Consider the following 24363-nt stretch of genomic DNA (forward strand, 5'->3'; position numbering starts at 1 on the left):
GGGTGCTACCAGGCGAAGGGCATGCCGAACTCCGCGTAGACCTTCTGCTGGAGCTTCCACGCCACGGGCGAGTAGGCGGCGTAGAAGTCCTTGCCGCAGGCCAGGTCGTCGAGCGCGGCCTTGATCTCCTTCTTCAGGTACGGCCTCGCCTGGTCGGGCGTCAGGCTCGGGATCAGGCGCGCGGCCTTGACCGGAGCCCGCATGCCCTGCTTGCGAGCGACCTCCGTGCGCTCGTCGACGAAGGCCTTGACGCCGCGCTCGGCCAGGTCCGTGGGCTTGGCCGCGGTGACCTTGAGGCAGGTGGCGAAGGCGCTGCCCAGCTTGACCAGGTTCGCGGAGCCGTCGAGCTCCTTGGCGGCCCGTTCGTCGTACGCGGCGCTGAGCTGGCGGGCGTAGTCCTCCAGCGAGCTGACCTCCTTGCCCAGGACGCTCTTGACCGCCCCGACGAAGCACGTGTTCTCGGCCGCCTGGTATGCCTTCTGCCGATCCTCCGGCAACGCCATCACGATCTTGTTATTGGGGTGCTCGTTCCTCAGGGGTTCGGGGTGGACGAGCAGGGACCAGACGCCGAAGCCCTTCTTCGCCCGCTGGGCCCGCAGGGCGGCGTAGTCGCCGTTGCGGGCCTTGCGCTCGGTGTCGCTCAAGGTGGCCTTGGCGTGATCGGCGGGCAGGTACTCGAACCCCGCCGCCTTCATGCAGGAGACCTTGGCCTGTTCAAGGTCGACCGCCTTGGTGTAGGCGGTCTCGTATTCGGGTGACGGGCTGACGACGACAGCGGCCGCCAGAAGGGCGTTGATCAGCAACATGCTGCGGATGTCCTTTCCTAGCAGGGGATCTTCAGACGGGAAGCGTCGGGTGCGGGCTCGGGCATGGCGTCGGCCAGCTCCACCCCGAGCAGGGCGGTGCCGGTGACGGTGCCCTTGGGCACGACGAAGGTGTGGCCGCCGGGGGTCTGGGTCCGGTCGGCGGTGGTCACGTACCGGGTGCCGAGGTAGCGGTAGGTCTCCTTGTCGAAGACCAGCTCGGAGCGCAGGTACTCGCTCTCGTCCATGCCGACGGCGAGGCCGGGCCGTCCCGCGGCGTCGGTGACGTCGGGGAAGAGCCTGATGCCCTTCAGGCTCGACGCCACCTCGAACAGCGGCGCGGCCAGATCGGGCCTGGCGGCGGACTTCTCGATCAGGCCGCTGATCGTCGACCACAGGCGCAGGTTCTCCGGACCGCTCTGTTTCGCGGCGACCTTCTCGATCCTGGCGCGCAGCGCGGCCACGTCGGTGGGCCAGTCGCCGAGCCGCAGATAGGAGAGTTCGTCACCGGGTGCCCTGTCGCAGGAGGACTCGTAGTAGCTGTCCTCGACACCGGTGTCCCACGGTCCCGAGGGGACGGGCCCGCTTCCCGGCGCCGGAGCGGCCGACTTGCGCTCCTCCCTGACCAGCCACGGCCGGCCTGGAGCGGCGGGCTCCCACCGGTCCTCGGCGACCGTCAGGATCACCTGACGGGTTCCGGCGCCGTCCCTGGGCCCGACCATCAGGTTCTGCATGGCCACCGAGCTGACGTGCAGGTACTGGCCGGGGCCCGGTCTCAGCTCGCCCTGGTCCTCAGCCGCGTCCGCCGCCCTGGCGAGCAGTTCCCGGGCGCTGGCGGGCGGCGCGGCCCCTGGCACGATCACCTGGACGGCCAGCACGGTCACGGCCGCCGCGGCCACGACGGCCAGGCCCTTCGGCACCCACCCGCCGAGGATCCGGCGCGGCCCCCGCACCCGCCGGTCCCGCTCCTCCTGGTTCACCGTGTAGGCCCGCTCCAGCAGGGCCCGGCTGGTGGCGAGGTGTCCCGCCGATCCCTCGGGCGTGTCCGCCCACAGTCGCCGCACCGCGTCCATCTCATCCATCGAGGCCGTCCTCCCATGTGTCCTCCAGTGCCTGACGGGCCTTCTTCCTGGCCCTGTTGAGCCGCGAGCGGACCGTCCCGACCGGGATGTCCAGTGCGCGCGCGACCTCCTCGTAGCTCAGTCCGACCCACGCGACCAGCAGCAGCACGTCGCGGTCACCGGCCTTCAGCCCGGCGAGCGCGGCGACCAGGGGCCGGTTGACGGTCAGCGTGGACACGCTGTCCTCGACCAGCCCTCCGGTGATCTCCGCCGGGTCCACGCCGCCGCGGACGTAGGCCCGATAGCGGGAGAGCTCGTCCCTGCGCCGCTTGCCGATCACGTTCGAGGCGATGCCGTACAGCCATGGCCTGGCGTTGGCGTACTCGGGGTCGTAGCGGCGGCGGTGCTGGAAGGCGGCGAGGAAGGTCTCGGAGACGACGTCCTCCGCGGCGTCGGGCCCGAGCCTGCGTGCCGCGTACCTGTGCAGCTGCGGGGCGTGGCGGTCGAACACCGCGGCGAACGCCTCAGGTTCCTGCCACGAGCGCCGGATCAGCTCGGCGTCGGCGACCTCGGTGGTCGCGGCGGGCTGGGACATATATGGCCTTTCGGTGCGGTGATCGAACGCCTGTACTTACCGGCTCGCCCGCGAAAGGTTCACGCCGTCTCGCGCATTAGAGTTACGCACCGACAAAGGTGCGAGGGAGCAGGAGAGAGAGATGTACTTCACCGACAGGGGGATCGAGGAACTGGTCGAGCGGCGCGGGGAGGAGGAGGTCAGCATCCTGTGGCTGGGTGAGCGGCTGCGCGAGTTCGTGGATCTCAACCCCGAGTTCGAGACCCCCATCGAGCGCCTGGCGACCTGGCTGGCCCGGCACGACTCCGACGACGACGAGGAGTGACGACCGCGCGAGACACGATACATCTTGAGTTTTCACCGAACGCGACATATCGTGTCTTGTGTCGGACGTGTCGGGAACGAAGGACGGAACCATGGCGCATTGGACGATCGAGCAGCCCCAGCAGCTCGCGTTCGACACGGTGAACGCGCTCCACGTGCGCATCGTCGCCGGCCGGCTGGCCGTCCTGGCCAGCGAGGGCCCGCCGACGCTGGAGGTCACCGAGATCGACTCTGCCCCGCTCATCGTCACCCATGACGAGGACGGCACGCTCACCATCGCCTACAAGGACCTCACCTGGGACGGCCTGCTCGGCTGGCTCAAACGATCGGGCCGGCGCTCCAGCACCCTGACGATCACCGTGCCCAAGGACTGCCGCCTCAGCGTCGGCGTGGTCTCGGCCTCGGCCGTGGTGGCGGGGTTCGAGCGGCGCACCAACGTCCGCAGCGTCTCCGGCGAGATCGTCCTGGACGGCGTGAGCGGCGACGTCAGCGCCGAGACCGTCTCCGGAGACGTCGAGAGCCGTGCGATGGAGGGCGACCTGGCGTTCAAGAGCGTCTCGGGTGACCTGGCCGTCGCCGGCGGCGTCCCGAGGCGGCTGAGGGCCAACACGATCTCCGGCCGGATCACCGCCGACCTGGCGCTGCGCCCCACCGGCCACGTCACGCTGACCAGCGTCTCCGGCGACATCCTGGTCCGCCTGCCGCACGACGCGCAGAGCGACGTCACGATCCGCTCGACCTCGGGCCGCCTCGACTCGGCCTTCGACGAGCTGCGCGCGGACGGCCGTCCCGCGGCCAGGTCGCTGTCGGGACGGCTGGGTGGTGGAATGGCCTCTCTCACGGCCAACACGGTCTCGGCCGACGTCACGCTGCTCAAGGGGGAGAAGGAATGAGCCCGGTCTTCGCCCACGGCAGGCTCCGCCTGTACCTGCTCAAGCTCCTGGAGGAGAGCCCGCGCCACGGCTACGAGGTGATCAGGCTGCTCCAGGACCGCTTCCTGGGCGTCTACTCCCCCTCGCCCGGCACCATCTACCCGCGGCTGGCCCGCCTGGAGGAGGAGGGCCTGGTCACGCACGAGGTCATCGACGGCAAGAAGGTGTTCTCGATCACCGACAAGGGCCGCGCCGAGCTCGACTCCCGCCTCGACGAGCTGGCCGACCTGGAACAGGAGATCACCGACTCGGTCCGCGACATCGCCCGCGAGGTCAAGGAGGACGTCCGCGAGACGGTCAAGTCGCTGCGCGAGGAGCTGACCGCGATCGCCAAGGACGTCAAGCGCAGTAGCCGCCAGCAGCAGGCGGACGAGTTCCGGCGGCTGAAGGACCAGCAGAAGCGGCAGTGGATGGACCACGCCACGCACTGGCAGAGCGAGGGCGAGCGCCTGAGCAGGCGGTGGCGCAGCGTCTGGAACGAGGTCTGGAGCGACCTCGGCGGAGCCGGCGAGAACCGCGCCGAACTCGACGCCGAACTGGGCGAGCTGCTGGCCGACTTCGTCGCCACGGTCCGCGAGCAGGCCTCCGACAGCCCCCTCACGCGCGAGAAGCTCGAGCAGTGCCGCGCCGCGCTCGACGAGGCGACCGAGAGGATCCGCGACTCACTGCGCGGGTGACAGCTCCCGCCGCCGGCGCGCGGCCCGCCTGGCACGGTAGGCGATCGGCAGGTAGCGCGCCCGCTCGGGCAGGTGCGGCGTGAGCGCCGCCACCGCCCGGCCGAGCCTGAGCAGCCGCCGCTCGTCCCGCGCCGACCAGGACAGACCCAGCACCTCCCGGACGGCAGGCGGCAGCGTCCCGACGGTGACGAAGTAGTTGAACTCGCCCGACCCCATCCCCACCGGTGTCCAGATCTTGCGCAGCGCCCTCGGCACCATGGGGGGAACGGGCGTGCCGCGCATGGTGGCCAGCACCTCGAGCGCGGTCGGATGGGGCTCGAGCCGACTGGCGACCATCTCGTCGAAGTAGGGCCAGAACTCCTCGACCGTCGGCGGCACCTCCCGCTCGGGCACCCGCAGGATCCGCCCCAGCTGCCGCGACTCGGCGTAGAGCAGGCGCTCCTGCTCGGCGGAGTACGGCTTGCCGAAGTAGCGGTGCAGGGTGATGAACCGCTCGAACAGCGTCAGGTGCACCCAGGCGTACGCCTCGCCGTTGAGCGCGTGATAGGAGCGGCCCTGCTCATCGGTGCCGCTGATCGGGGCGTGGATCTCGCGCAGCCGCCGCCCCTCCTCGAGGCCCTCGGCTCCGCCGTACACCCATTTCTGGACGGAGGTGAGCGTGCGGTTGAGCCGTCCCCATGGATCCTGCTTGTAGGTGGAGTGCTCGGCCACGGCCGCGCCGACGGCCGGATGCATCGTCTGCAGGACCAGCGCGCTGCCCGCGACGAGCAGGTTGCGATATTCGCCGGCGGTGTCCCAGTGCATCGTGCCCGGATGGAACTGCTCCATGGGTCATGACCTCCCGGATGATACATCTTCCCTTTCTTTGTATCACCCGGGAGGGCGCGAAGTAACCCGTCACTTATTACGTGGTGAAGACGACCTTCCCGAACAGGTCACCCCCGTGCATCGCGGCGAACCCGTCGCGCGCCTCGGTCATGGGCATCGTCCGGTCGATGAGCGGCCGCACCCCGGTCTGCTCGAGGAAGACCGCGAGGCGAGCGAGCTGGTCGCGGGTGCCCATCGTCGAGCCGATGACCGACAGCTGCAGGAAGAAGACCCTGTTCAGGTCGGCGGGCGGGACCGCGCCGCTGGTCGCGCCCGACACGACGATCCGCCCGCCGGGGCGCAGCGACTTCAGCGAGTGATCCCAGGTGGCCTGGCCGACGGTCTCCATCACCGCGTCGACCCGCTCGGGCAGCCTGGCGCCCGTCTCGAAGACCTGGTCGGCGCCGAGCGCCAGGGCCCGGTCGCGCTTGTCCTGCGACCTCGACGTCGCCCACACCCTGAAGCCCGCCGCCCTCCCGAGGGCGATCAACGCCGTCGCGACGCCACCGCCCGCGCCCTGCACGAGGACGGTCGAGCCCGGCTGAAGCCCCGCCTTGTCGAACAGCATCCGGTAGGCGGTCAGCCATGCCGTGGGCAGGCACGCCGCCTCCTCGAACGTCAGCGCGGCCGGCTTGGGCACCAGGTTGCGGCGCGGCACCGCGACCCGCTCGGCGAACGTGCCGTCGTGGACCTCCGACAGCAGGGACCGCTTCGGGTCGAGCGTCTCGTCGGCGCCCGAGCCGATCACGGAGTGCACGATGACCTCGTTGCCGTCCTCGTCGAGGCCGGCGGCGTCGCAGCCGAGCACGATGGGCAGGCGGTCCTGGCGGATGCCGACGCCCTTGAGCGTCCAGAGGTCGTGGTGGTTGAGCGCGGCCGCCTTCACGGACACCGTGGTCCAGCCGTCCGGCGCCTTGGGATCTGGGTGCTCACCGAGCGTCAGCCCGGCCAGCGGGTTGTCGGGATCGGTCTGTGTAGCGGTAACGGCGAACATGGCCGCACACTACTGCTTGAGCTTGACCTTGATTCCCTTCAGCGCCGACTTCACGAACGGCAGCTCGCCCGAGGCGGAGACGAAGACGTCGCCCTTGCACGTGCCGTCGGCGCCCCTGCCGTTCTGCCGGACCTCGGGGGGAACGCCGCCGTTGCGCGGACAGTCGGGTGTCAGCACCATCTGGCTGAGTCCTCCGCCGAACAGCAGGCCGGGCCCTGCGGGCTCGCCGCCCAGCCGCTCGCCCGGCCTGGACAGGTGCACGGGTTTCCGCGCCGACAGCACCAGGTAGCCGTCAGGCGTCACCCTGCCCTTGATCGAGCGTGCCCACTCCATCCGCTGCTCGAAGGTGAGCCCGTCGGACGACCTGTCGAGGAAGGCGAGGCGCCAGTCGCCGAACTCGTAGATCAGCAGGTGGCCGCTCGGGGAGGCCCACAGGGAGACGTTGGGGGTCAGGCTCCTGATCCGCCTGCCGTTCAGCGGCAGCCCGCCCAGCGGGGCGAACAGCTTGCGGAACACCGCGCTCTCGCCTTCGCTCCACGCCCCCTGGAGCGGTCTGGACCCCTTCCTGCCCAGCTGCAGCCGCGCGGGGTAGCGCACCTCGGCCTCGGTGCCGTCGGGGAAGACCACGTCGATGACCTCCTCCTCGCCCTCCCGCCTGGCGTCGGCGCGCAGCACGTTGGGGACGCTCTCCGGCGGAGCGACCGAGGGAGGCGGCACCGCGGGCAGCCCTCCCTCCCGCGGCCCAGGCCGAGCGGGCTCCTCAGGGCTCCCGCTGATCAGCAGGCCCGCGGCGGGGACGGCGAGAACGCCGACGAGGACCGCGATGCCGATCCAGCGCCTGCGTCGGGGGGTGCCTGCCTCCAAGACATCGTGCACACCTCCATTCAGTTGCCGGGCCCGCACCGGCGCAAGACCTGCGCGACCCGCACAGGTCACAAGTTCACAACCGTGCGTCACCAAACGGCGATGTTGACCTTGCCGTCGCTGGTGAGCACCACGCGCTCCCCGACCAGCTCCCTCTCCATGGCGTCGGCCATCAGCTCCTCCCGCAGCACCCACGCGTGGGCGCGCCCACCCTCGGGCAGGTCGACCACGAGCAGGCCCTTCGAGGGCGAGCCGTCGCGCTCGTGCGCGATCGTGTATCCGGCCACCGTGGCCTGCCCCGCGCACGAGGAGACGATCGGCACGGGCTCGGCGGTGTGGACGGGCACGCCGTCGCCGAGCGTGCCGCCCGGCTCGCTGGACCACACGGCGTAGGTGTGCTTGGTCAGGTGCATGCCCACCCCGGTGACCAGGCCGTGCCCGCCGTCCCTCAGCAGCCCCGCCATGGTCGCCGTCGAGTGCAGCACGTAGGCGCTGGCCGGGCCGCCCGCGTACGGCAGGCCGCCGGTGACGGTGAGCCCGCGCCGGTCCAGCGGGTCCAGGCCCAGCTCCGCGCAGGCCATCCGGACGGCGACGGCGAAGCAGCTGTAGATGTCCATGGCCGCCATGTCGTCGAGGCCGAGCCCCGCGCGCTCGAACGCCGCCGCGGCCGCCGCGCCGAGCGCCGCGGACGCGCCGAGCGAGGGCCTGGCCGCCACCTCCCACGTGTCCTCGGCGTAGGCCCAGCCGCGCAGGTAGATCCGCTGGTCGAGGGGGATCCCGAGCCGGTCGGCGAGCCCACTGGCGACCAGCACCAGCGCCGCCGCCTGGTCCACCTCCATGACCGCGACCGTCTTCTTCGTGTAGGGCCAGCCGACGAAGCGGTTGCCGGGCCCCGGCGTCACGAGCTCCTCCGGCGCGTGCGCCGTGCGGTGCCAGGCGTGCGGGTTCACCGCGGCGACCTCGGTGAAGGGGGCGAACAGCTCCCCGCGAGAGGTTCGCTCCTTCGCGATCCCGAGCCGCAGAGCGGTCTCCATGATCGCGTACGTGTGCACGGGCAGGAAGAGCTCGTGGGCCAGCGCGGCGGGGTCGGGATCGCGCTCCCAGCCGTAGGGCGGTTTGGGGTCGGCCGGGTGGCTCCACGCCACGCGCTCACCCGCCCTGCGACAGGCCCGCCTGGTGGCCAGCGCCTCGGCGCCCACGACCAGCGCCGCTTCCATCTCCCCCGCCGCGATCCGGCCGGCCGCCGCGCCGATCAGCTGCTGCGGCGCCGTCCCGCCGACCCTGGAGTAGGCGCGGTGGCGGGGAGCGGCGTCCAGGCGCTCCGCCAGCCGTCCGACCGGGTCGTCGTACTGCCAGGAGTCGGTGTAGACGATCTGGACGGAGTCGAGCCGCGTGGCGGGCAGCCGCGCCTCGGACAGCGCCTGTCTCGCCACCGTCTCCCACAGGATCAGCGGCTCGGGACCCGGCTGGTCGCGGACGGTGAGCTGAGCGGCTCCGACGAGGCAGGGGGTGCGTGGATCCATGACGCCGATATAACCAGAGCAATGTTCGGTATGTAAAGAGAGAGACCGCCGTTAATAGTGGTGCGGTCGTTGCTTCTTTCCCGCCTCCACCTGCGCCAATACCTTTCTTGAATACATGCGAATTGGTTATTTCAATAACGGAATGGAACCGGGCCAGACTTTTTCGCGTCGTTTCCTGGTTTCCGCCTCGGGCCATTCAGTAGCGTCCTCAACGTTTTCCTGGCCCACCGGGGCACCGTTCCCCGCTCTGGGCCGCCGAGAACCGGAAGGAGCACTATGTTTTCCCGAGCAAGGCGCCTCACGGTCGGCGTCGCGGCCTTCGGAATGGCCGCGGGTCTGATCAGCGCCACCGCGGCCCAGGCCGCGGCCCCCGGCGACGTCGTCTCGAAGAACGCGGAAACCTCAGCAGCCGACGCCATCGCGTTCTGGACGCCGGACAAGATCCGCGCGGCCACGGACATCAACGACGACCTGGCCATGGACGTCAAGGGCGCCAAGGGCAGCGCCTCCGCCCCCGACGGCCCGCCCGGATCGGTCCCGCCGATCGGCGCGGAGAAGGCCAAGGCCACCAAGACCAAGCAGGTCAACCTGCCCAACACGGTCGGCCGCATCTTCTTCACGCTGCCCGGCGCCAACCAGAACGACAAGAAGAGCTGGAAGTACTGCTCAGGCACCTCGGTGCAGGGCAAGTACCGCAACGTGGTCGCCACGTCCGCCCACTGCGTCTACGACGTCAAGCACAACGTCTTCTACGACAACTGGGTCTTCATCCCGTCGTACTGGGACGGCAAGAACAAGTGGGACGGCAAGGCCCCCTACGGCATATACGCCGCCAAGACCTTCAACGCCCACGACGACTTCGTGGTCAAGGAGGACTACGACTACGACTACGCCTTCGTCAACGTCTACAACGGCACCAAGCCGGTGTGGGAGAAGGACGACAAGGGCAACTGGCACGCCAAGAAGAAGAACGTCGGCAGGCTCGGCGACAACGTGGGCGGTCAGGGCTTCACCTGGAACCGCAGCACCAAGGCCACCGTGTTCTCCTTCGGCTACCCGGCCGGTGAGCACCCCGACGGCGACAAGCCGTACACCGGCAAGACCATGAAGTGGTGCTACGGCACGACGGCCGCCATGCCGCCCGCGCCGAAGTTCCGCATCGAGGAGCACGTCGGCTTCAGGTGCTCCTTCACCGCGGGCGCCAGCGGTGGACCGTTCCTGTACAACTACAAGAACTCCACCCGCACCGGTTACCTGATCGGCGTCAACAGCGTCGCGTGGGACACCGACGGCAACGACCGCTACGACCGCATCTCCTCGCCGTACTTCAACGGCGACACCTACAAGGTCTACAAGGTGGCCGCCAACCGCTGGAGCGGCAACCAGCCCTCCTGATCCGACGGCCCGCTCTGGAGACCCCGGTCCGCTAGGACCGGGGTCTTCCCCTTTCCTCCAGATACCGCCGCTCCGGCAGGCTGCTCGTCAGCTCCGCCGCCCTGAGGTAGGCCGCGCGAGCCTCCTCCTGCCGCCCCGCCATCTCCAGCAGATGGGCCCGTACGGCATGCAGCCGATGATGACCCGCCAGCTCGGCCTCGAGGGTGTCGAGCAGCGCGAGCCCTTCCAGCGGACCGTGCACCATCGCCACGGCCACGGCCTGGTTCAGCGTCACCATCGGCCCCGGTGCGACCCGCGCCAGCAGCTCGTAGAGCGCCAGGATCTGCGGCCAGTCGGTCTCGCCCTCCTCCGAGTGCACCGCCGCGATCGCCGCCTGGAGCTGGTAGGCGCCGAGCGGCCCCGTCGACAGCGCCCCCGACACCAGCTCCACGCCCTCGGCGATGAGGTCCTTGTCCCACAGGCTCCGGTCCTGCTCGGTCAGCGGCACCAGCGCCCCGTCCGGTCCCGTGCGCGCCGTACGGCGGGCGTCGGTCAGCAGCATGAGCGCCAGCAGCCCGGCCACCTCGCCGTCGTCGGGCAGCAGCCTGCGCACCGTCCTGGTCAGCCTGATCGCCTCGCCGGTCAGATCGGCGCGGTGCAGGTCGGGCCCCGAGGTTGCGGTGTAGCCCTCGTTGAAGATCAGGTAGAGCACGTGCAGCACCACGTCGAGCCGGTTGGGCGTCAGCTCGAAGGTGCCGCCCGCCTTCTTGATCGTCGCCTTGGCCCTGCTGATGCGCTGCGCCATCGTCGACTCGGGCACCAGGAACGCTCCCGCGATCTCCGCGGTGGTCAGCCCGCCGACCGCGCGCAGCGTCAGCGCGATCTGGGAGGCGGGCGTCAGCGCGGGATGGCAGCACAGGAACAGCAGCGTCAGCGTGTCGTCCTGGTCGGGGACCTCAGGCGGCTCCTCCAGCGCGGTCACCGCCTCCCTGCGGCGCCGCGCCTCTTCGCTGCGGATCTCGTCGATCATCCGGCGGGCGGCGACCGTGACCAGCCAGCCCTTGGGGTTGTCCGGCACGCCCTCCTTCGGCCACTGCGTCGCCGCCGCGAGCAGCGCCTCCTGCACCGCGTCCTCACACGCGTCGAACTGCCCGTACCGCCTGACGAGCGCACCCAGCACCTGGGGAGCGAGCTCCCTCAGCAGTTCCTCGCTCATTCCTGGACCAACGGGCGCAGCTCGAGCGCGCCGCCGTAACAGGCGTCGGGCCAGCGCTGGGCGATCTCCACGGCCCGCTCGGGCGTCGCGCAGTCGATGATGCAGTAGCCCGCGAGATACTCCTTCGACTCGAGGAACGGTCCGTCCGTCACCGCGGGCACGCCGTTGATCGCCCTGATCGTCCTCGACCCCGACGGATCGGCCAGCGCCTCGCCGCCCACCCACTCGCCGTTCGCGGTGAGCTCCGCGATCAGCTCGTCGACCTGGGCGGCCACCTTGTCGAAGTCCTTGGTGATGGCCTGCGACGCGGCGGCGTTCGTGTAGATCATCAACATGTATTTCATGGATTCGACGCTACATGTCGATTCCTGGGCGCCGGTTCCGACTCGGGGGCGTGAACACGAAATGGATCGGCCTCGCCGTACTCGCCCTGCCCACCCTGCTCATCTCGATCGACGTCTTCGTCCTGCTGCTGGCGCTGCCCCAGCTGAGCGCGGAGCTCGGCGCGAGCAGCACGGAACAACTGTGGATCATGGACATCTACGGGTTCATGCTCGCCGGCTTCCTGATCACGATGGGCACGCTCGGTGACCGGATCGGTCGCAGGCGGCTGCTGCTCATCGGCGCCACGGCCTTCGGCCTTGCCTCCGTCCTGGCCGCCTTCTCCACCAGCCCCGCGCTGCTCATCGCGGCCCGCGCGCTGCTGGGCGTGGCGGGGGCGACGATCGCGCCCTCCACACTGGCGTTGATCAGCAACATGTTCACCGACGCCAGGCAGCGCGCGACGGCGATCAGCGTCTGGCTGGTCTGCTTCATGTCGGGCGCGGCGGTCGGGCCGCTGGTCGGCGGCCTGCTGCTGGAGCACTTCTGGTGGGGATCGGTCTTCCTGCTCGGCGTGCCCGTCATGGTGCTGCTGCTCCTGCTCGGGCCCGCGCTCCTGCCCGAATACCGCGACCCGGCCGCGGGGCGGCTCGACCTGACCAGCGTCGCCCTCTCGCTCGCCGCGATCCTGCCGATCATCTACGGACTCAAGGAGCTGGCCAAGGACGGCTTGCGCGCGATGCCCGTCCTGGCCGTCGGCGCGGGACTCGCGTTCGGTCTCGCCTTCGTCCGCCGCCAGCGCCTCCTGCCCGACCCGCTGCTCGACCTGCGCCTGTTCGCCAGCCGCGCCTTCACCACCGCGCTGGGCGCGCTGATGTCGGGCACCCTGCTCATGGGCGCGCTCATGATGTTCATCACGCAGTACTTCCAGCTGGTCGCCGGGCTCTCGCCGTTCGTCGCGGGCCTGTGGATGCTGCCCGCCGTGGCCGCCTCGGGCGTGGCGTTCCTGCTCTCGCCGATCGTGGCGCGCGGGGTCCGTCCCGCCTACGCCATCGCGGGCGGCATGGCGATCTCCACTGTGGGCCTGCTGCTCATCTCGCAGGCCGATGGACCGGTCGCGGTGGCGGCCGGCTTCTCCCTCATCAACCTGGGCGCTGGACCCATGGTCGTGCTCGGCACCGACCTGGTCGTCGGCTCGGCCCCGCCGAACAAGGCAGGCTCGGCCGCCGCGCTGAACGAGACCAGCGGCGAGTTCGGCTTCGCGCTCGGCATCGCCGTCCTCGGCAGCGTCGGCACCGCCGTCTACCGCGCCACCCTGCCGGCCGATGCGGGCGAGACCGTCCGCGAGAGCCTGTCCGCCGCCGTCGCGGCCGGTCTCGATCCGGTACGGCTGGAGCCGGCGCGCGCGGCGTTCACCGCCGGGATGCACGCGGTGGCGGGGATCAGCGCGGTCCTGCTGATCGGCGTCGCCGTCCTGACCGCGATCCTGCTCAGGCGCGTCCGTCCCCTGCGGGAGGAGACGCCCGAGCAGGTGGCCTGAGAGCGGCTTACGTCAGGTCAGAAGTCGTAGACGGGGCCGGTCGCGGCGCGCAGGGCGCAGCGGTTGCCGAAGGAGCGGAGGTACAGGGCCAGCCGCCTGTCCCACACCCCGGTGGCGGTGGCGGTGACGGGGTCGCTCTCCATGGTGCACGTGACGGTCCCGTCCGGCCGCAGCCTGCTCGGCGTCCCGCCGACCGCCTCGAGCGCGTCGCAGGCCTCCTGCGCCTTGGGGTGAGTCGAGCGGTGCACCTGGCCAGTGTCGCAGACGAGAACCACGTAGCGCCTGTCCACGCTGAGGAGCACCATCCGCTGCAGCCTGGCGTCACGCTTCGGCTCGGCGACGGTCTCGATTGCGGACATGGAAGGGGTCGTGGCGAGGGCCGGAGAGGCGGCGAAAGCCGTACTGCAAAGCACGGCAAGGCAAGCGAGTCTCTTCATGATCGAATAGCCTCTCGCCGTTCTGATCTGCGACAACGAACGACACGCGGCATATAGAGTGCCTATTGGCTTTCTTGATCAGATAACGATCGCCTATCCAGGCTGCAAATACTCTGTCGATCTGGAAAAATCACCCGTTACGGCGCAAGGAAGGCAATTCATGATCCCCCGCATGAGGCAACTCGCGATCGCCGCCAGCAGCGGCGTTCTGCTGATGCTGCCCATGATCACGGGGGTCTCGCACGCCGTCGCCGCCGCTCCCGACTACGTCTACGCCGAGCCGCTGGCCAAGTCCGAGGCCGAGATGCGGAAGGTCGCGGAGTACTGGAAGCCCGAGCGGCTCAAGGACGCCGACAGCTACTCCCCCGCCACGCCCGGCACGAAGGTCTCCGTGCCGTCGTCCTCGCCGTCCTCCTCCGCGGGCTCGGTGATGACCAACGGCGTGTCCAGGACCACCGCCGCGCGCGACATCCAGCCGACCGCCCCCGTCAAGGGCGGCGCCGCCAAGACCATCGGCAAGGTCTTCTTCCAGCTCGGCGGCAAGGAGTACTGGTGCTCGGCCAGCGCCGTGGCCGCCAAGAACCGCAGCCTGGTGGCCACCGCGGGCCACTGCGCGTGGGATCCCCGCCTCGGCAAGAGCGCCAACTGGATCTTCGTCCCCAACCCCGGCAAGAACGGCGACGCGCCGTACGGCATCTACGTCGGCTCCACGCTGCACATGCACGAGGACTGGGCGGCCATCGGTGACTACGACTACGACTACGCCTTCATCTCGGTGCACCACGGCTTCCGCTGGACGACCGAGGACGGCAAGGCGGTCATGAAGAACGTCGGCCGCCTGGAGGACAACGTCGGCGGCCAGGGCCTCACGGTCGGCAAGAAGACCGGCAACCAGGTCGACGCCTTCGGCTACCCGGCCGGCGTCCAGCCCGACGGCTCGCACCCCTTCGACGGCCGCACGCTCAAGTCGTGCGGCGGCAAGACCAAGCGGACCGTCAACCCGACCCGCAGCCTTCAGTACGGCGTGCTGCTCTCCGGCTGCGACTTCAGCGCGGGGGCCAGCGGCGGCCCCTGGATGCTGGGCTACCGGTCCTCGACGGGGCTCGGCTTCCTCAACGGGATCAACAGCCTCACGTGGAACCTCGACGCGGCGGCGAAGTACGACGCGGTGTCCTCGCCGTATTTCACGGCGACGACGTTCGAGGTCTACGATCAGGCCGCCAACGACGCCACCACCTGATTCTCCCGTCGTTCTGACGCTGATCTGATCATGGTCGTTGCAAAATGTGACTCAAGTCACATGAAACACTGACAACCATTTGATCACTCCCGCGTCACAGGCGTGCTGATCAGCGCAGATCATCAGGGGTCCGCTGATCTCGGACAGGTCACAGCCTGAGCGCTTCGCCCGACTTGTCCCTTGACTCGATCGACAGGAAATTCACATGACCAAACCCTCCCCTGTAGGTTCCTGGCTGTCCGTTTGCTGACTCTTGGGGCGCAAGAGGCGTCACGGTCAGCGCAAAGGAATCCAGGAGTTATACCTTGAAGCGCATCTTCCTCCCGGCTGGTGGCGCGATGCTGGCCACCGGTCTCCTGGCCGCCGGCCTTTCCGCCGGCACCGCCCAGGCCGCCAGCGACATCGCCTCCGACCCGATGGCCAGGAACACCGGCGAGGCCGCCTCCATCGCGACCTTCTGGTGGAGGTCGAACGGGGCCGCCCTTCGCCAGGCCAGCGCCTACTACTGGGACTCCAGCGAGGTCAAGAAACTCGTCAGCAAGGGCGGTTACACCCCCGACGGCAGCCCCGGCATGGTCGCTCCCACCGGCAACTCCGTGAGCTCCGGCAAGGCCCAGAACGTCAACATCCCCAGGACCGTCGGCAAGGTGTTCTTCCTCGACGCCAGCGGCAAGCCCCGCTGGTGCTCGGCCACCTCCATCCAGGCCAACTACAAGAACCTGGTGGCCACCGCCGGCCACTGCGTCTACGACACCGACGGCAACGCCGACACCATGTCCAAGTGGGTCTTCGTCCCCGGTTACTACCAGGGCAAGGCGCCGTTCGGCATCTACGTCGGCAAGCAGGCCTTCACCCACTACGACTTCGACGTCTACGAGGACTACGACCGCGACTACGCGTTCGTCACCGTCTACAACGGCATCCGCTTCACCGGCGTCAAGCAGGTGGACAGCCGCGACTACAACCGCTTCGTCGGCCCGAAGTGGGGCGGCAAGTACATCCTGCTGGCCGAGGACGCGGGCCGCCTGGGCGACAACGTCGGTGGCCAGGGCTTCGCCTACAACCAGCCCACCGGCAAGTACGTGCGCACCTTCGGCTACCCGTACGCGCCGCACCCCGACGGCAGCAAGCCGTACACCGGCGTGACCCCGAAGAACTGCTACGGCAGGACGTCCGCCAAGACGGTCGGCGCGCCCGACAAGAAGATCGAGGAGCACGTGGCGCTGAAGTGCCCCGTGACCCCCGGCTACGACGGCGGCCCCTGGCTGCTGCAGTACAGCAACGCCAAGCGTCTCGGCTACGTGAACGGCGTCACCAGCACCTTCAACGACCAGGACGCCAACGACCGCGTCGACTACATCTCCTCGCCTTACTTCGACGGTGAGACGGCCGCCGTGTACAACGCGGCCAAGAACCGCTGGTCGGGCAAGATCGTCGGCAAGGACGGCGAACTCTACAAGTAAGCCCTCGTCGACATGGGCCTTGCTTGACGCTCGGGCCATGTCCTGTGGGGGGCTCCGCGCCCCCCACACCCCCACAAGGGCAAGGTCCCCCATGGGCGCTTCGCGCTTTGGGGCTCGAGCCGTTCTCTCGGGGGAGCCAAGCTCCCCCGAACCCCCTTGCCGGTGGCCTGCCTGCCGCCAATTCCCGCTTCCTAGCCTTCACTGGTTGCGGGAAGCGAAGGTCATCTGACGACACGAGTAGCCCCAGGAAACGAGCGGGGTTACGCCACCCTCCAGGGCCGGCTCGACCTGGAGCGACACGATGACAGGATCTTCGAAGGCGTCGCTGTCCTGATCGCTCAGCGCCTTCGTGTCACGGCTGCCGCCATCTGGCACAACCACACCGCTGGCGGCCTGTCATGCGGCCCTCAACGAACGGTCTGGATTCGTGCGGTCGCGGTTGCCACGGCCACCGGTTTGCCGTCGGGGCCCATAAGGTCACCGGCCAGAAAGCACACTTCCTTGCCGCGCTGCACGATCCGCCCCCGGCCCAGGAGCCGTCCCGGGCGGGCGGGGCGGAGGAACTGCACATGGAGATCGAGAGTCGGCGCGAACTGGTTCTCCGGCAACGTCGCGACCAGCGCAGGCCCGAGAGTGTCGTCGAGCATCGCGGCCAGGAACCCGCCCTGGATCACACCCACAGGGTTCGCGAGGTTCTCGCCCGCCTGGAACGCCACCTCGATGGTCCCCTGCTCCGGATCCACCGCGACCAGTTCCCAGCCGAGAAGCACCGCGGCGGGTGGCGGTGGAACCCGCCCCGCCAGCACATCCCAGAACAGCCCGCGCCTTCGCGTGTCCATCTCCATGCGCCACACTGAATAGGCGGCCACCGACAGTCTCGGGCTCCCTCCCGGCTTGACGGCTCGCCCCGGTGGTGATGAAATCCCGCGTCAGCGTCGCGGTGTACCCGGCAAAGAGACCGTCGTGGGCATGGAGGCGCCGAAAAGCATGGGAACCGTGTGCAACCACCCACCGAACCAACCGGACGCCTCGCCGCGTTCGGCACCCAGCTCATCGACGTGCATCACTCGCTTCGCGAGGAACTGTCCCGGCTCCGCGACAGTGTCGACGCCTTCCTCGACGGCGAAGACCAGCGGCCACGCGAACTGCGAGCCCACTGCTTGACCTTCTGCTCGGCGCTCGAACGGCACCACACCGGGGAGGACAGGAACGCCTTCCCCACCCTGGCCGAGGAGTTCCCCGAACTGCGGCCCGTCCTGGAGAAGTTGCAGGAGGACCACTATCTGGTGTCCGACATCCTGCGAAGAATCGAAGCCCTGGTGGGCGACCTCGACGCCGAGCTCGACGAGGACGAGGCGGATCGGGTGCGACGGGAGCTCGACGGCCTGTCCGCCATCGTGGAGTCGCACTTCTCCTTCGAGGAGAGACAGATTGTCGAGGCGCTCAACTCGCTGAACGCTCCCGGCTGGGAGGGGTCGAAACCGGACTTCCTGAAGATGCCTGGCGGTGCCGTACCCGATTGATTGCTAACGACTGTGGGCCGTCCCAATGGGGCGGCCCACAGTCGTGTCGCCCAAAATCTCGAACTGACAGTCACATGATGACAACAGTCAGTAATGTCATGGGCGTGCCATCAATAGACCACGAAACCCTCATCGAGCTGTTCCGAGCCCGGCCCACGCTCGCTGGGAGCCTCATCAGCGCTCAGGGCGTGGAGATTGCCGCCCATGACGAGGTGCGCCTTGAGTCAGCGGAACTAACCGACTGCAAGCCGGCCGAGTACCGCGCTGATGCGGTGATCGTCTATCGGTCGAGCAACAAACCGGTTCTAGGCGTGGTCGTCGAGGTACAGCTCAGTGTCGACGATGACAAGAGGTGGAGCTGGCCGGTCTACTTGGCCACTCTGCGGGCTCGTCTGCGATGCGACGTCATCCTGCTGGTCGTGTGCCTGACCGACAGCGTGGCGAGAGCGTGTGCCGTACCGATCGATATGGGGCACCCAGGGTGGACGCTCGTTCCCGAAGTCACGGGGCGAGATCTGATGCCCAGAGTGACAGATCCGGCTCAGGCCGCCGCGGAGCCGGAACTCGCCACGCTTTCTGTCGCTTGCACGGACGGAAGCCAGGTCATCTGAGCCAAGCCGTTATGGAGGCGTTCCAAAGAGCCGCGCCTCTCATGCCGGAGGGCCTGGGCAAGACGTATTCTGATGTCGTATTGACACTGCTACCCAAGGTAGCCGCGCAGAAGTTCTTGGAGGGACTCATGGCAGTCGGTACCGACGAGTACAAGAGCGACTACGTCCGCCAGTGGGTCGCGGAAGGACAGGCTGAGGGCACTGTCAAGACCAAGGCCAAGGACATCATCGTCGTACTGCGGGCGCGAGAGCTCCACGTCTCCCCCGAGGCTGAAAACCGCATCCTCACATGCACCGATCTCGACCAGCTGAGCGCCTGGCTTCCCAAGGCAGCCGTGGTATCGAGCACTGAAGACCTCTTCTCCTGAAGCGCACCGCGGGTGCGGTGTCCGTCGAGCTCCGCACCCGCGCCGTTCACGATCCGCTGCACTTCGTAATTCACGGGTTTCTGGTGCCTCAACGCCCGCCGCACTGGGATGCCGTCCGAACCAGGCACTCACAAGCCAGGAGCTTCCTATGCCCGGAGAATCTCGTCGATACAGGAGCGTCTACGTCCGTCAGTGGGTCGCCGAAGGCTGGGTCGACGGAATGGTGGAGGGCACGGCCCGAGCACTCATCACCGTGTTGCGCACCCGAGGGATCGAGGTGTCGCGAGCGGAGGAAGAGTGCCTGCTCGACTGCGGTCTCGATCAGTTGTATCGATTGCTCCCCCAAGCGGTCACAGTCGACAGCACTGAGGAGCTGCTCGTCTAGAAGCGGTGCTTCACGGGCGACAGGTGATCGCGCGTATCGCCGGGGCTGAGACGATCTGGATGTGGTCGACACCCGGCACCTTGATGTTCACGAAGCCGCCCTCGATCGCGAACAGGACGTCGCCGAGGTCGCCGACCAGGCGGTAACCCTCCACCAGCTCGACCGACCCCGCCCTCCACTCCCGGTTCACGCCGACACCTCCGGAAAGTCCAGGTCCGGCTCGGCCACGTGGTTGAAGTAGTTGGACAGCGTGTTGAGCGCGATGTGCGCGACGATCTCGGCGACCTCCTCGTCGGTCACCCCTGCCGCCCTGGCGGTGGCCAGTGCCGCGGAGTCGACGCGGCCCGCCGTACGCACGATGGCTTGGGGTGAGCGCCAGCACGGCGCCCGCGTGAGCGTCGTCGTCCTGGGCGGCGCGGGTCCGCAGGAGTTCCTCGGCGGTCAGTCAATCCGGCTGCCGCGCAGGGTGTGCGCGCTCACGCAGTAGGTGCAGCCGTTCTCCTGCGCGACCAGCAGCGCGATCTGCTCCCTCAGCCGGGCGCTCAGTGCTCTCTTGGACAGCTGGTCGCGCATGGCGAGGTAGCCGGACAGGGCGGCGGGGCTGTTCGCGAGGGCGGCAAGAACGCATCCTGAGCGTCTCCGGCGTCGGCCGCGCCTCCTTCTACCGGCACTTCCCCAGCAAGGACGATCTGGTGGTCGCGGTACTGCGGCGGCGCGACGAGGCCTGGCGCGCATGGCTGGCCGACAGGGTGGACGCCCTGGGCGGCACGCCCCTCCATGTCTTCGACGCCCTGGCCGAGCGCTTCGCCCGCGCCGACTTCCGCGGCTGCGCCTTCATCAACACCATGGTCGAGGCCGCCGACCCGGCGAGTCCCGCCCACCGGGCGGCCGCCGAACACAAGGAACGCGTCACGGACTACGTCGCCGAACTGCTGGACGGCCGCGCCGAGCTGGCCGGGCCGTTCGTCATGTTGATGGACGGCGCCATCGTCACCGCCTTACGGGAGCGGACGACCGCGCCCGCGCGCCACGCTCGAGCCGTCGCAGCGGCTCTCCTGAACGCCTCCCAGGACGCCGAATCGGGGCTTTCCTGAACGTTTCCTGGCAAGATCGAGTGATATTAGACGGGGCGAGGTCGATTTCGGTGCCATGAAGTTCCTGTGATCTGCGTCACATATGGCTCATCACGGAGCGTGTTCCCTCACTCACCCCACTTTTGCCCCATTCACCACAACCCCTTGAGGCCCTGCGGAAACGTGGCTTACCGGATACCGGGCGCGATTGTCTCTGACAGATAACGGAAAGGTCACGCAGGTTGGGGTTCCGGCTGGAGCCCTCACAACCGCTTCCACCTGCGAAGATCACCACGTTATGGTCCTTGCTATCCCTTTACTGACGCATGGGACGCATGTTGCGACCCACGACAGAGCAAGGAGCAGTTCCCTTGAAGCGCATCCTCCTTCCCGCCAGCGGCGCCGTCCTGGCCACCGGTCTGCTGGCCGCCGGCCTGGCGGGCACCGCCCAGGCCGCCAGTGACGTCGCCAGCGACCCGATGGCGAAGAACGCCGCGGTCGCTCAGTCCATCGCCCAGTACTGGGCCGAGTCGAACGGCGCCGCCCTCAGGGCCGCGACCCAGTCGAACATCTGGGACAACAAGGACGTCGCCAAGCTCAAGAGCACGGGCGGCTACAGCGCCGACACCAAGCCGGGCGTCGTCGCCCCGATCGGCGAAGAGAAGAAGACCGCGACCAAGTCGCAGAACGTCAACATGCCGAAGACCATCGGCAAGGTCTTCTTCGTCAACTCCAAGGGCGAGCGCAAGTGGTGCTCGGCCACCTCGATCCAGTCCAAGTACCGCAACCTGGTCTCCACGGCCGGCCACTGCGTGTACGACACGGCCGGTAACTCCGACGTCATGTCGAAGTGGGTCTTCGTCCCGGGCTACTACCAGGGCAAGGCGCCGTTCGGCATCTACGTCGGCAAGCAGGCCTTCACGCACTACGACTTCGACGTCTACGAGGACTTCGACCGCGACTACGCGTTCGTCACGGTCTACAACGGCATCAAGATCGACGCTTCGAAGGCCACCCAGGTCACGAAGAGCGAGTTCGAGAAGCACGTCGGTCCGAAGTGGGTCGACGAGAAGACCATCACCAGGGACGAGTACGTCGCGGGTGTCGAGAAGTACGGCATCAACGGCCCGTTCCAGTCGAAGGCCCTCGACCCCAAGGTCGAGACCGTCGCCAAGCCCGCAGACGTGTCCAGCAAGAACATCGAGGACTACGTCCTGGGCAAGGGCCCGACCGCGGGCGTCCAGCTCACCGGTGTCGAGGTCCTCAAGTCGGTCTACACGGCGGCTGGCGATGGCTGGGACAACAACGACAAGTTCACCCGCCTCAGCGAGAAGAAGCCGATCAGCGCCGAAGAGTACGCGGAGCTGAACAAGGCCAAGGCCGACGGCAAGTTCCTGGGCGAGCTGACCGTCGACCTCGACAAGAACAAGCAGCCCACTGCTTGGTACAAGCAGCAGTTCTTCATCAAGAAGTGGATCAAGACCAGCGAGCAGTTCCGCTACTGGGTCGAGACCTACTACATCCAGGACGTGAAGGCTGCTGACGCCGGTCGTCTCGGCGACGCTGTCGGCGGTCAGGGCTTCGCCTACAACCAGCCCACCGGCAAGTACGTCCGCGTGTTCGGTTACCCGGCCTCGGCGCACCCCGACGGTCACAAGAACTTCACCGGCATCACCCCCAAGTGGTGCTACGGCAAGACCACGGCCAAGACCGTTGGTTCCGCCGCCAAGAAGATCGAGGAGCACATCGCGCTGAAGTGCTCCATGACCGAGGGCGCCGACGGTGGCCCCTGGCTGCTCAAGTACAGCAACGCCAAGCGTCTCGGCTACGTGAACGGTGTCACCAGCACCTTCAACGACCAGGACGGCAACGACCGCGTCGACTACATCTCCAGCCCCTACTTCGACGGTGAGACCAACACCGTCTACAAGGCCGCTGCGAACGTGTGGTCCGGCAAGATCGTCGGCTAAGGCCGAGCTGCACGACCGGGCTGAGAGGTGACTCTCGGCTCACCTAGCAACACACCAGAGGGGGCCCGACATCGTCGGGCCCCCTCTGCGTTTCGACGGCATGGTCGAAATTTGCTGGCTCCTTCGACGCACCGGAGCCCGAAACGGTGCCATCTGAACAATGTGATCTGCATCACATAGGCCACTCACGCGCCGTGACAGCAGCACTCCAACCTCATTCGCCACACTAACAACATCTTTATGGTGATCTGCGGAAACATCACCGAGAACCCAGCGGCATCCCACATGCGCCTCAACCGCTCAAACATCACAGAACGATCACGCCCGACTAGTGCGGTCTTTTCCCACCAAAGCGGCTTCCTGTTTCCAAGATCGGCACTGTATGTTCCTGGCTATCCCTTTACTGACGCCTGGGGCGCAAGAGGCGCCTCACGACAGCGCAAGGAGTTACCTTGAAGCGCATCCTCCTCCCCGCTGGTGGTGCCGTTCTGGCCACCGGTCTGCTGGCTGCCGGCCTCGCCGGCACCGCCTCGGCCACCCCGGCCCCGACTGACGAGTACCTCGCCAAGAGCGCTCAGCAGGTCGCGGACATCATCGACTTCTGGACGAAGTCTGACAACGCTGCCCTGAAGTCGGCCACGGCCTACCACTGGGACTACAAGGAAGTTAAGAAGCTCGTCTCCAAGGGCGGCTACACCGCCGACACCAAGCCGGGTGTCGTCGCGCCCATCGGCGAGGAGAAGAAGGTCGCGGCCAAGGTTCACAACGTGAACATGCCGAAGACGATCGGTAAGGTCTTCTTCGAGGGCCGCGACGGCAAGCTGTACTGGTGCTCCGGCACGTCGATCCAGAGCAACTACAAGAACCTGGTCGCGACCGCTGGTCACTGCGTGTACGACCTGGCTGCCAACAACGAGGTCGTTTCTCGTTGGGTCTTCGTCCCGGCTTACTTCCAGGGCAAGGCTCCTTACGGCATCTACGTCGGCAAGCAGGCCTTCACGCACTACGACTTCTCGATCTACGAGGACTTCGACCGCGACTACGCGTTCGTCACCGTCTACAACGGCATCGGCGGCGGTGTTTCCAAGGCGAGCCAGGTCACCAAGGGCGAGTTCGACAAGCACGTCGGCCCGAAGTGGGTGGACGAGAAGGACATCACCGCTGCGGAGTACACCGCGGGCGTTGACAAGTACGGCGAGAACGGCCCGTTCAAGTCGAAGGCTGTCGACCCCAAGGTCGAGACCGTCGCCAAGCCGGCCGATGTCAAGACCGCTGATGACGCCAAGAAGTACATGGACGCGGACGGCCACGAGGGCGTCAAGCTGATCGGTGTCGAGGTCACCGCGGGTCAGTACAAGGCTGCCCCCGACGGCCTGGACAACAACGCCAAGTACGTCGGCATGACCGGCGACCCGCTGTCCATCAGCAAGGAAGAGTACGACCAGCTGTCCGCCGCCAAGGCTGACGGCAAGTTCCTCGGTGAGCTGACGGTCACCAAGGACGCGAACGGCAACGCCACCGCCTGGTTCAAGCAGCAGTTCTACATCAAGAAGTGGGTCAAGAGCACCGCTCAGACCCGCTACTGGGTGGAGACCTACTACGTCGCGGACGTCAAGTTCCTCGACAACGGCCGCCTCGGCGACGTCGTCGGTGGCCAGGGCTTCGCGTACAACCAGCCCACCGGCAAGTACATCCGTACCTTCGGCTACCCCTACGCTGAGCACCCCGACGGCTCCAAGCCGTACACCGGTGTGACGCCGAAGTGGTGCTACGGCAAGACCAGCGCCAAGCTGGTTGGCTCCGCCGCCAAGAAGATCGAGGAGCACGTGGCGCTGAAGTGCCCCGTGACCCCCGGTTACGACGGTGGCCCGTGGCTGCTGAAGTACAGCAACGCCAAGCGCCTCGGTTACGTGAACGGTGTCACCAGCACCTTCAACGACCAGGACGGCAACGACAGGATCGACTACATCTCCAGCGCCTACTTCGACGGCGAGACCGCGACTGTCTACAAGGCTGCCGCGAACACCGCCTCGGGCGCGATGTTCCCGTTCCCCAAGCCGTAACACGCTTGATCTGAGCCGGGGGTCCAAACCTCAGCTCACCCTGTTTCATCCGAAGGGCTCGGCTTCTGCCGGGCCCTTCGGCCTTTTCCGGGTGAACCCCAAGACCTGGAGCAAACCCTCAGGAAAGATCCCTTACGGGAGTGACAAGAGGGTCGATAGG

27 protein-coding genes and 1 pseudogene are annotated in these 24363 nt (G+C 67.8%); 14 read left to right on the forward strand and 14 right to left on the reverse strand.

Annotation, left to right across the window (positions count from 1 at the left end):
• Positions 1-5 precede the first annotated feature (5 nt).
• From H4W81_RS29240 to H4W81_RS29250, 3 genes are read right to left on the reverse strand one after another with little or no spacing between them, the layout of a single operon-like run.
• The gene (locus tag H4W81_RS29240) at positions 6-806 is read right to left on the reverse strand and encodes a hypothetical protein (protein ID WP_192777763.1); all 801 of its coding nucleotides are present in this window, start codon (positions 804-806) and stop codon (positions 6-8) included.
• Positions 807-823: 17 nt separating this feature from the next.
• Positions 824-1885, reverse strand: a complete 1062-nt coding sequence (locus tag H4W81_RS29245) for a CU044_5270 family protein (RefSeq protein ID WP_192777764.1) — start codon at positions 1883-1885, stop codon at positions 824-826.
• Complete coding sequence (locus H4W81_RS29250) at positions 1878-2459, reverse strand: RNA polymerase sigma factor (protein ID WP_192777765.1); 582 nt, start codon at positions 2457-2459, stop codon at positions 1878-1880. Before H4W81_RS29250 ends, H4W81_RS29245 begins: the two co-directional genes overlap by 8 nt.
• Positions 2460-2580: 121 nt before the next feature.
• Here H4W81_RS29250 and H4W81_RS29255 point away from each other — a divergent pair, with 121 nt between their 5' ends.
• The 3 genes from H4W81_RS29255 (at position 2581) to H4W81_RS29265 (ending at position 4371) form a co-directional block, all read left to right on the forward strand.
• Positions 2581-2763 (forward strand): DUF6104 family protein, encoded by a 183-nt coding sequence (locus H4W81_RS29255; protein WP_192777766.1) that lies wholly within the window; start codon positions 2581-2583, stop codon positions 2761-2763.
• Between the two features lie 91 nt (positions 2764-2854).
• On the forward strand, positions 2855-3655 hold the full coding sequence (locus H4W81_RS29260; protein ID WP_192777767.1) for a DUF4097 family beta strand repeat-containing protein: 801 nt from the start codon (positions 2855-2857) through the stop codon (positions 3653-3655).
• A complete protein-coding gene (locus tag H4W81_RS29265) occupies positions 3652-4371 on the forward strand; it encodes a PadR family transcriptional regulator (protein WP_192777768.1) in 720 nt (239 codons plus the stop codon). Before H4W81_RS29260 ends, H4W81_RS29265 begins: the two co-directional genes overlap by 4 nt.
• Here H4W81_RS29265 and H4W81_RS29270 read toward each other — a convergent pair.
• The 4 genes from H4W81_RS29270 to H4W81_RS29285 all read right to left on the reverse strand — a co-directional run bounded on the left by H4W81_RS29270 (position 4357) and on the right by H4W81_RS29285 (position 8619).
• Positions 4357-5199 carry an oxygenase MpaB family protein gene (locus H4W81_RS29270; RefSeq protein WP_192777769.1) on the reverse strand — a complete coding sequence of 281 codons (843 nt, stop codon included), beginning with the start codon at positions 5197-5199 and terminating at the stop codon, positions 4357-4359. The genes H4W81_RS29265 and H4W81_RS29270 overlap by 15 nt on opposite strands.
• Positions 5200-5275: 76 nt before the next feature.
• Positions 5276-6232 (reverse strand): zinc-binding dehydrogenase, encoded by a 957-nt coding sequence (locus H4W81_RS29275; protein ID WP_192777770.1) that lies wholly within the window; start codon positions 6230-6232, stop codon positions 5276-5278.
• A 9-nt stretch (positions 6233-6241) separates the two neighbouring features.
• Positions 6242-7108, reverse strand: a complete 867-nt coding sequence (locus H4W81_RS29280) for a hypothetical protein (RefSeq protein ID WP_192777771.1) — start codon at positions 7106-7108, stop codon at positions 6242-6244.
• A gap of 77 nt (positions 7109-7185) precedes the next feature.
• Positions 7186-8619, reverse strand: coding sequence for an acetyl-CoA synthetase (locus H4W81_RS29285; RefSeq protein ID WP_192777772.1), 1434 nt, complete (start codon positions 8617-8619; stop codon positions 7186-7188).
• Between the two features lie 276 nt (positions 8620-8895).
• On the opposite strand from H4W81_RS29285, the gene H4W81_RS29290 reads away from it, so the two are divergent.
• Positions 8896-10014 (forward strand): trypsin-like serine peptidase, encoded by a 1119-nt coding sequence (locus H4W81_RS29290; protein WP_192777773.1) that lies wholly within the window; start codon positions 8896-8898, stop codon positions 10012-10014.
• A gap of 31 nt (positions 10015-10045) precedes the next feature.
• On the opposite strand, the gene H4W81_RS29295 is transcribed toward H4W81_RS29290, so the two are convergent.
• On the reverse strand, positions 10046-11209 hold the full coding sequence (locus H4W81_RS29295; protein WP_192777774.1) for an RNA polymerase sigma factor: 1164 nt from the start codon (positions 11207-11209) through the stop codon (positions 10046-10048).
• Entirely contained in the window at positions 11206-11553 is a 348-nt protein-coding gene (locus tag H4W81_RS29300; RefSeq protein ID WP_192777775.1) for a YciI family protein, read from the reverse strand. The genes H4W81_RS29295 and H4W81_RS29300 overlap by 4 nt, the downstream gene beginning before the upstream one ends.
• A 50-nt stretch (positions 11554-11603) precedes the next feature.
• Here H4W81_RS29300 and H4W81_RS29305 point away from each other — a divergent pair, with 50 nt between their 5' ends.
• The gene (locus H4W81_RS29305; protein ID WP_318782022.1) at positions 11604-13070 is read left to right on the forward strand and encodes an MFS transporter; all 1467 of its coding nucleotides are present in this window, start codon (positions 11604-11606) and stop codon (positions 13068-13070) included.
• A 17-nt stretch (positions 13071-13087) separates the two neighbouring features.
• On the opposite strand, the gene H4W81_RS29310 is transcribed toward H4W81_RS29305, so the two are convergent.
• Positions 13088-13429, reverse strand: a complete 342-nt coding sequence (locus tag H4W81_RS29310) for an SSI family serine proteinase inhibitor (RefSeq protein ID WP_192777777.1) — start codon at positions 13427-13429, stop codon at positions 13088-13090.
• A gap of 250 nt (positions 13430-13679) precedes the next feature.
• Between H4W81_RS29310 and H4W81_RS29315 the strand changes: the two genes are divergently transcribed.
• Positions 13680-14747: a trypsin-like serine peptidase gene (locus H4W81_RS29315; protein WP_192777778.1), complete on the forward strand. Its 1068-nt coding sequence runs from the start codon at positions 13680-13682 to the stop codon at positions 14745-14747.
• A 305-nt stretch (positions 14748-15052) separates the two neighbouring features.
• A complete protein-coding gene (locus H4W81_RS29320) occupies positions 15053-16210 on the forward strand; it encodes a trypsin-like serine peptidase (RefSeq protein WP_192777779.1) in 1158 nt (385 codons plus the stop codon).
• A gap of 407 nt (positions 16211-16617) precedes the next feature.
• On the opposite strand, the gene H4W81_RS29325 is transcribed toward H4W81_RS29320, so the two are convergent.
• Positions 16618-17055, reverse strand: coding sequence for a PaaI family thioesterase (locus H4W81_RS29325; protein WP_192777780.1), 438 nt, complete (start codon positions 17053-17055; stop codon positions 16618-16620).
• Between the two features lie 153 nt (positions 17056-17208).
• Between H4W81_RS29325 and H4W81_RS29330 the strand changes: the two genes are divergently transcribed.
• The 3 genes from H4W81_RS29330 to H4W81_RS29340 all read left to right on the forward strand — a co-directional run bounded on the left by H4W81_RS29330 (position 17209) and on the right by H4W81_RS29340 (position 18712).
• Complete coding sequence (locus H4W81_RS29330; RefSeq protein WP_192777781.1) at positions 17209-17733, forward strand: hemerythrin domain-containing protein; 525 nt, start codon at positions 17209-17211, stop codon at positions 17731-17733.
• Positions 17734-17807: 74 nt separating this feature from the next.
• A complete protein-coding gene (locus H4W81_RS29335; protein WP_192777782.1) occupies positions 17808-18344 on the forward strand; it encodes a hypothetical protein in 537 nt (178 codons plus the stop codon).
• Positions 18345-18385: 41 nt separating this feature from the next.
• Entirely contained in the window at positions 18386-18712 is a 327-nt protein-coding gene (locus H4W81_RS29340) for a hypothetical protein (RefSeq protein WP_192777783.1), read from the forward strand.
• A gap of 395 nt (positions 18713-19107) precedes the next feature.
• Here the strand turns inward: H4W81_RS29340 and H4W81_RS29345 are convergent, their stop codons facing one another.
• From H4W81_RS29345 to H4W81_RS49515, 3 genes are all read right to left on the reverse strand, one after another.
• Positions 19108-19287 carry a hypothetical protein gene (locus H4W81_RS29345; protein WP_192777784.1) on the reverse strand — a complete coding sequence of 60 codons (180 nt, stop codon included), beginning with the start codon at positions 19285-19287 and terminating at the stop codon, positions 19108-19110.
• On the reverse strand, positions 19284-19454 hold the full coding sequence (locus tag H4W81_RS47705; protein ID WP_225958842.1) for a carboxymuconolactone decarboxylase family protein: 171 nt from the start codon (positions 19452-19454) through the stop codon (positions 19284-19286). The genes H4W81_RS29345 and H4W81_RS47705 overlap by 4 nt, the downstream gene beginning before the upstream one ends.
• Before the next feature lie 84 nt (positions 19455-19538).
• The gene (locus H4W81_RS49515; protein ID WP_318782518.1) at positions 19539-19688 is read right to left on the reverse strand and encodes a carboxymuconolactone decarboxylase family protein; all 150 of its coding nucleotides are present in this window, start codon (positions 19686-19688) and stop codon (positions 19539-19541) included.
• On the opposite strand from H4W81_RS49515, the pseudogene H4W81_RS49520 reads away from it, so the two are divergent.
• The 4 genes and pseudogenes from H4W81_RS49520 to H4W81_RS29365 all read left to right on the forward strand — a co-directional run.
• Positions 19643-19762: pseudogene (locus H4W81_RS49520) on the forward strand (hypothetical protein); the annotation flags it as partial. The gene H4W81_RS49515 and the pseudogene H4W81_RS49520 sit on opposite strands and share 46 nt — an antisense overlap.
• Positions 19763-19789: 27 nt before the next feature.
• Complete coding sequence (locus H4W81_RS29355) at positions 19790-20191, forward strand: hypothetical protein (protein ID WP_318782537.1); 402 nt, start codon at positions 19790-19792, stop codon at positions 20189-20191.
• Positions 20192-20541: 350 nt separating this feature from the next.
• Positions 20542-22140: a trypsin-like serine peptidase gene (locus tag H4W81_RS29360; protein ID WP_192777786.1), complete on the forward strand. Its 1599-nt coding sequence runs from the start codon at positions 20542-20544 to the stop codon at positions 22138-22140.
• Between the two features lie 452 nt (positions 22141-22592).
• Positions 22593-24203, forward strand: a complete 1611-nt coding sequence (locus tag H4W81_RS29365) for a trypsin-like serine peptidase (protein ID WP_192777787.1) — start codon at positions 22593-22595, stop codon at positions 24201-24203.
• The last annotated feature ends 160 nt before the right edge of the window (positions 24204-24363 follow it).

The sequence above is a fragment of the Nonomuraea africana genome, assembly GCF_014873535.1.
GTDB lineage: Bacteria > Actinomycetota > Actinomycetes > Streptosporangiales > Streptosporangiaceae > Nonomuraea > Nonomuraea africana.

Coding starts and splice junctions, on each gene's coding strand:
- H4W81_RS29240 (WP_192777763.1), bottom strand. CDS start 806: ATGTTGCTGATCAACGCCCTTCTGGCGGCCGCTGTCGTCGTCAGCCCG.
- H4W81_RS29275 (WP_192777770.1), bottom strand. CDS start 6,232: ATGTTCGCCGTTACCGCTACACAGACCGATCCCGACAACCCGCTGGCC.
- H4W81_RS29285 (WP_192777772.1), bottom strand. CDS start 8,619: ATGGATCCACGCACCCCCTGCCTCGTCGGAGCCGCTCAGCTCACCGTC.
- H4W81_RS29335 (WP_192777782.1), top strand. CDS start 17,808: ATGATGACAACAGTCAGTAATGTCATGGGCGTGCCATCAATAGACCAC.
- H4W81_RS29265 (WP_192777768.1), top strand. CDS start 3,652: ATGAGCCCGGTCTTCGCCCACGGCAGGCTCCGCCTGTACCTGCTCAAG.
- H4W81_RS29255 (WP_192777766.1), top strand. CDS start 2,581: ATGTACTTCACCGACAGGGGGATCGAGGAACTGGTCGAGCGGCGCGGG.
- H4W81_RS29340 (WP_192777783.1), top strand. CDS start 18,386: ATGCCGGAGGGCCTGGGCAAGACGTATTCTGATGTCGTATTGACACTG.
- H4W81_RS29295 (WP_192777774.1), bottom strand. CDS start 11,209: ATGAGCGAGGAACTGCTGAGGGAGCTCGCTCCCCAGGTGCTGGGTGCG.
- H4W81_RS29260 (WP_192777767.1), top strand. CDS start 2,855: ATGGCGCATTGGACGATCGAGCAGCCCCAGCAGCTCGCGTTCGACACG.
- H4W81_RS29325 (WP_192777780.1), bottom strand. CDS start 17,055: ATGGAGATGGACACGCGAAGGCGCGGGCTGTTCTGGGATGTGCTGGCG.
- H4W81_RS29310 (WP_192777777.1), bottom strand. CDS start 13,429: ATGTCCGCAATCGAGACCGTCGCCGAGCCGAAGCGTGACGCCAGGCTG.
- H4W81_RS29250 (WP_192777765.1), bottom strand. CDS start 2,459: ATGTCCCAGCCCGCCGCGACCACCGAGGTCGCCGACGCCGAGCTGATC.
- H4W81_RS29270 (WP_192777769.1), bottom strand. CDS start 5,199: ATGGAGCAGTTCCATCCGGGCACGATGCACTGGGACACCGCCGGCGAA.
- H4W81_RS29290 (WP_192777773.1), top strand. CDS start 8,896: ATGTTTTCCCGAGCAAGGCGCCTCACGGTCGGCGTCGCGGCCTTCGGA.
- H4W81_RS29300 (WP_192777775.1), bottom strand. CDS start 11,553: ATGAAATACATGTTGATGATCTACACGAACGCCGCCGCGTCGCAGGCC.
- H4W81_RS29245 (WP_192777764.1), bottom strand. CDS start 1,885: ATGGATGAGATGGACGCGGTGCGGCGACTGTGGGCGGACACGCCCGAG.
- H4W81_RS29315 (WP_192777778.1), top strand. CDS start 13,680: ATGAGGCAACTCGCGATCGCCGCCAGCAGCGGCGTTCTGCTGATGCTG.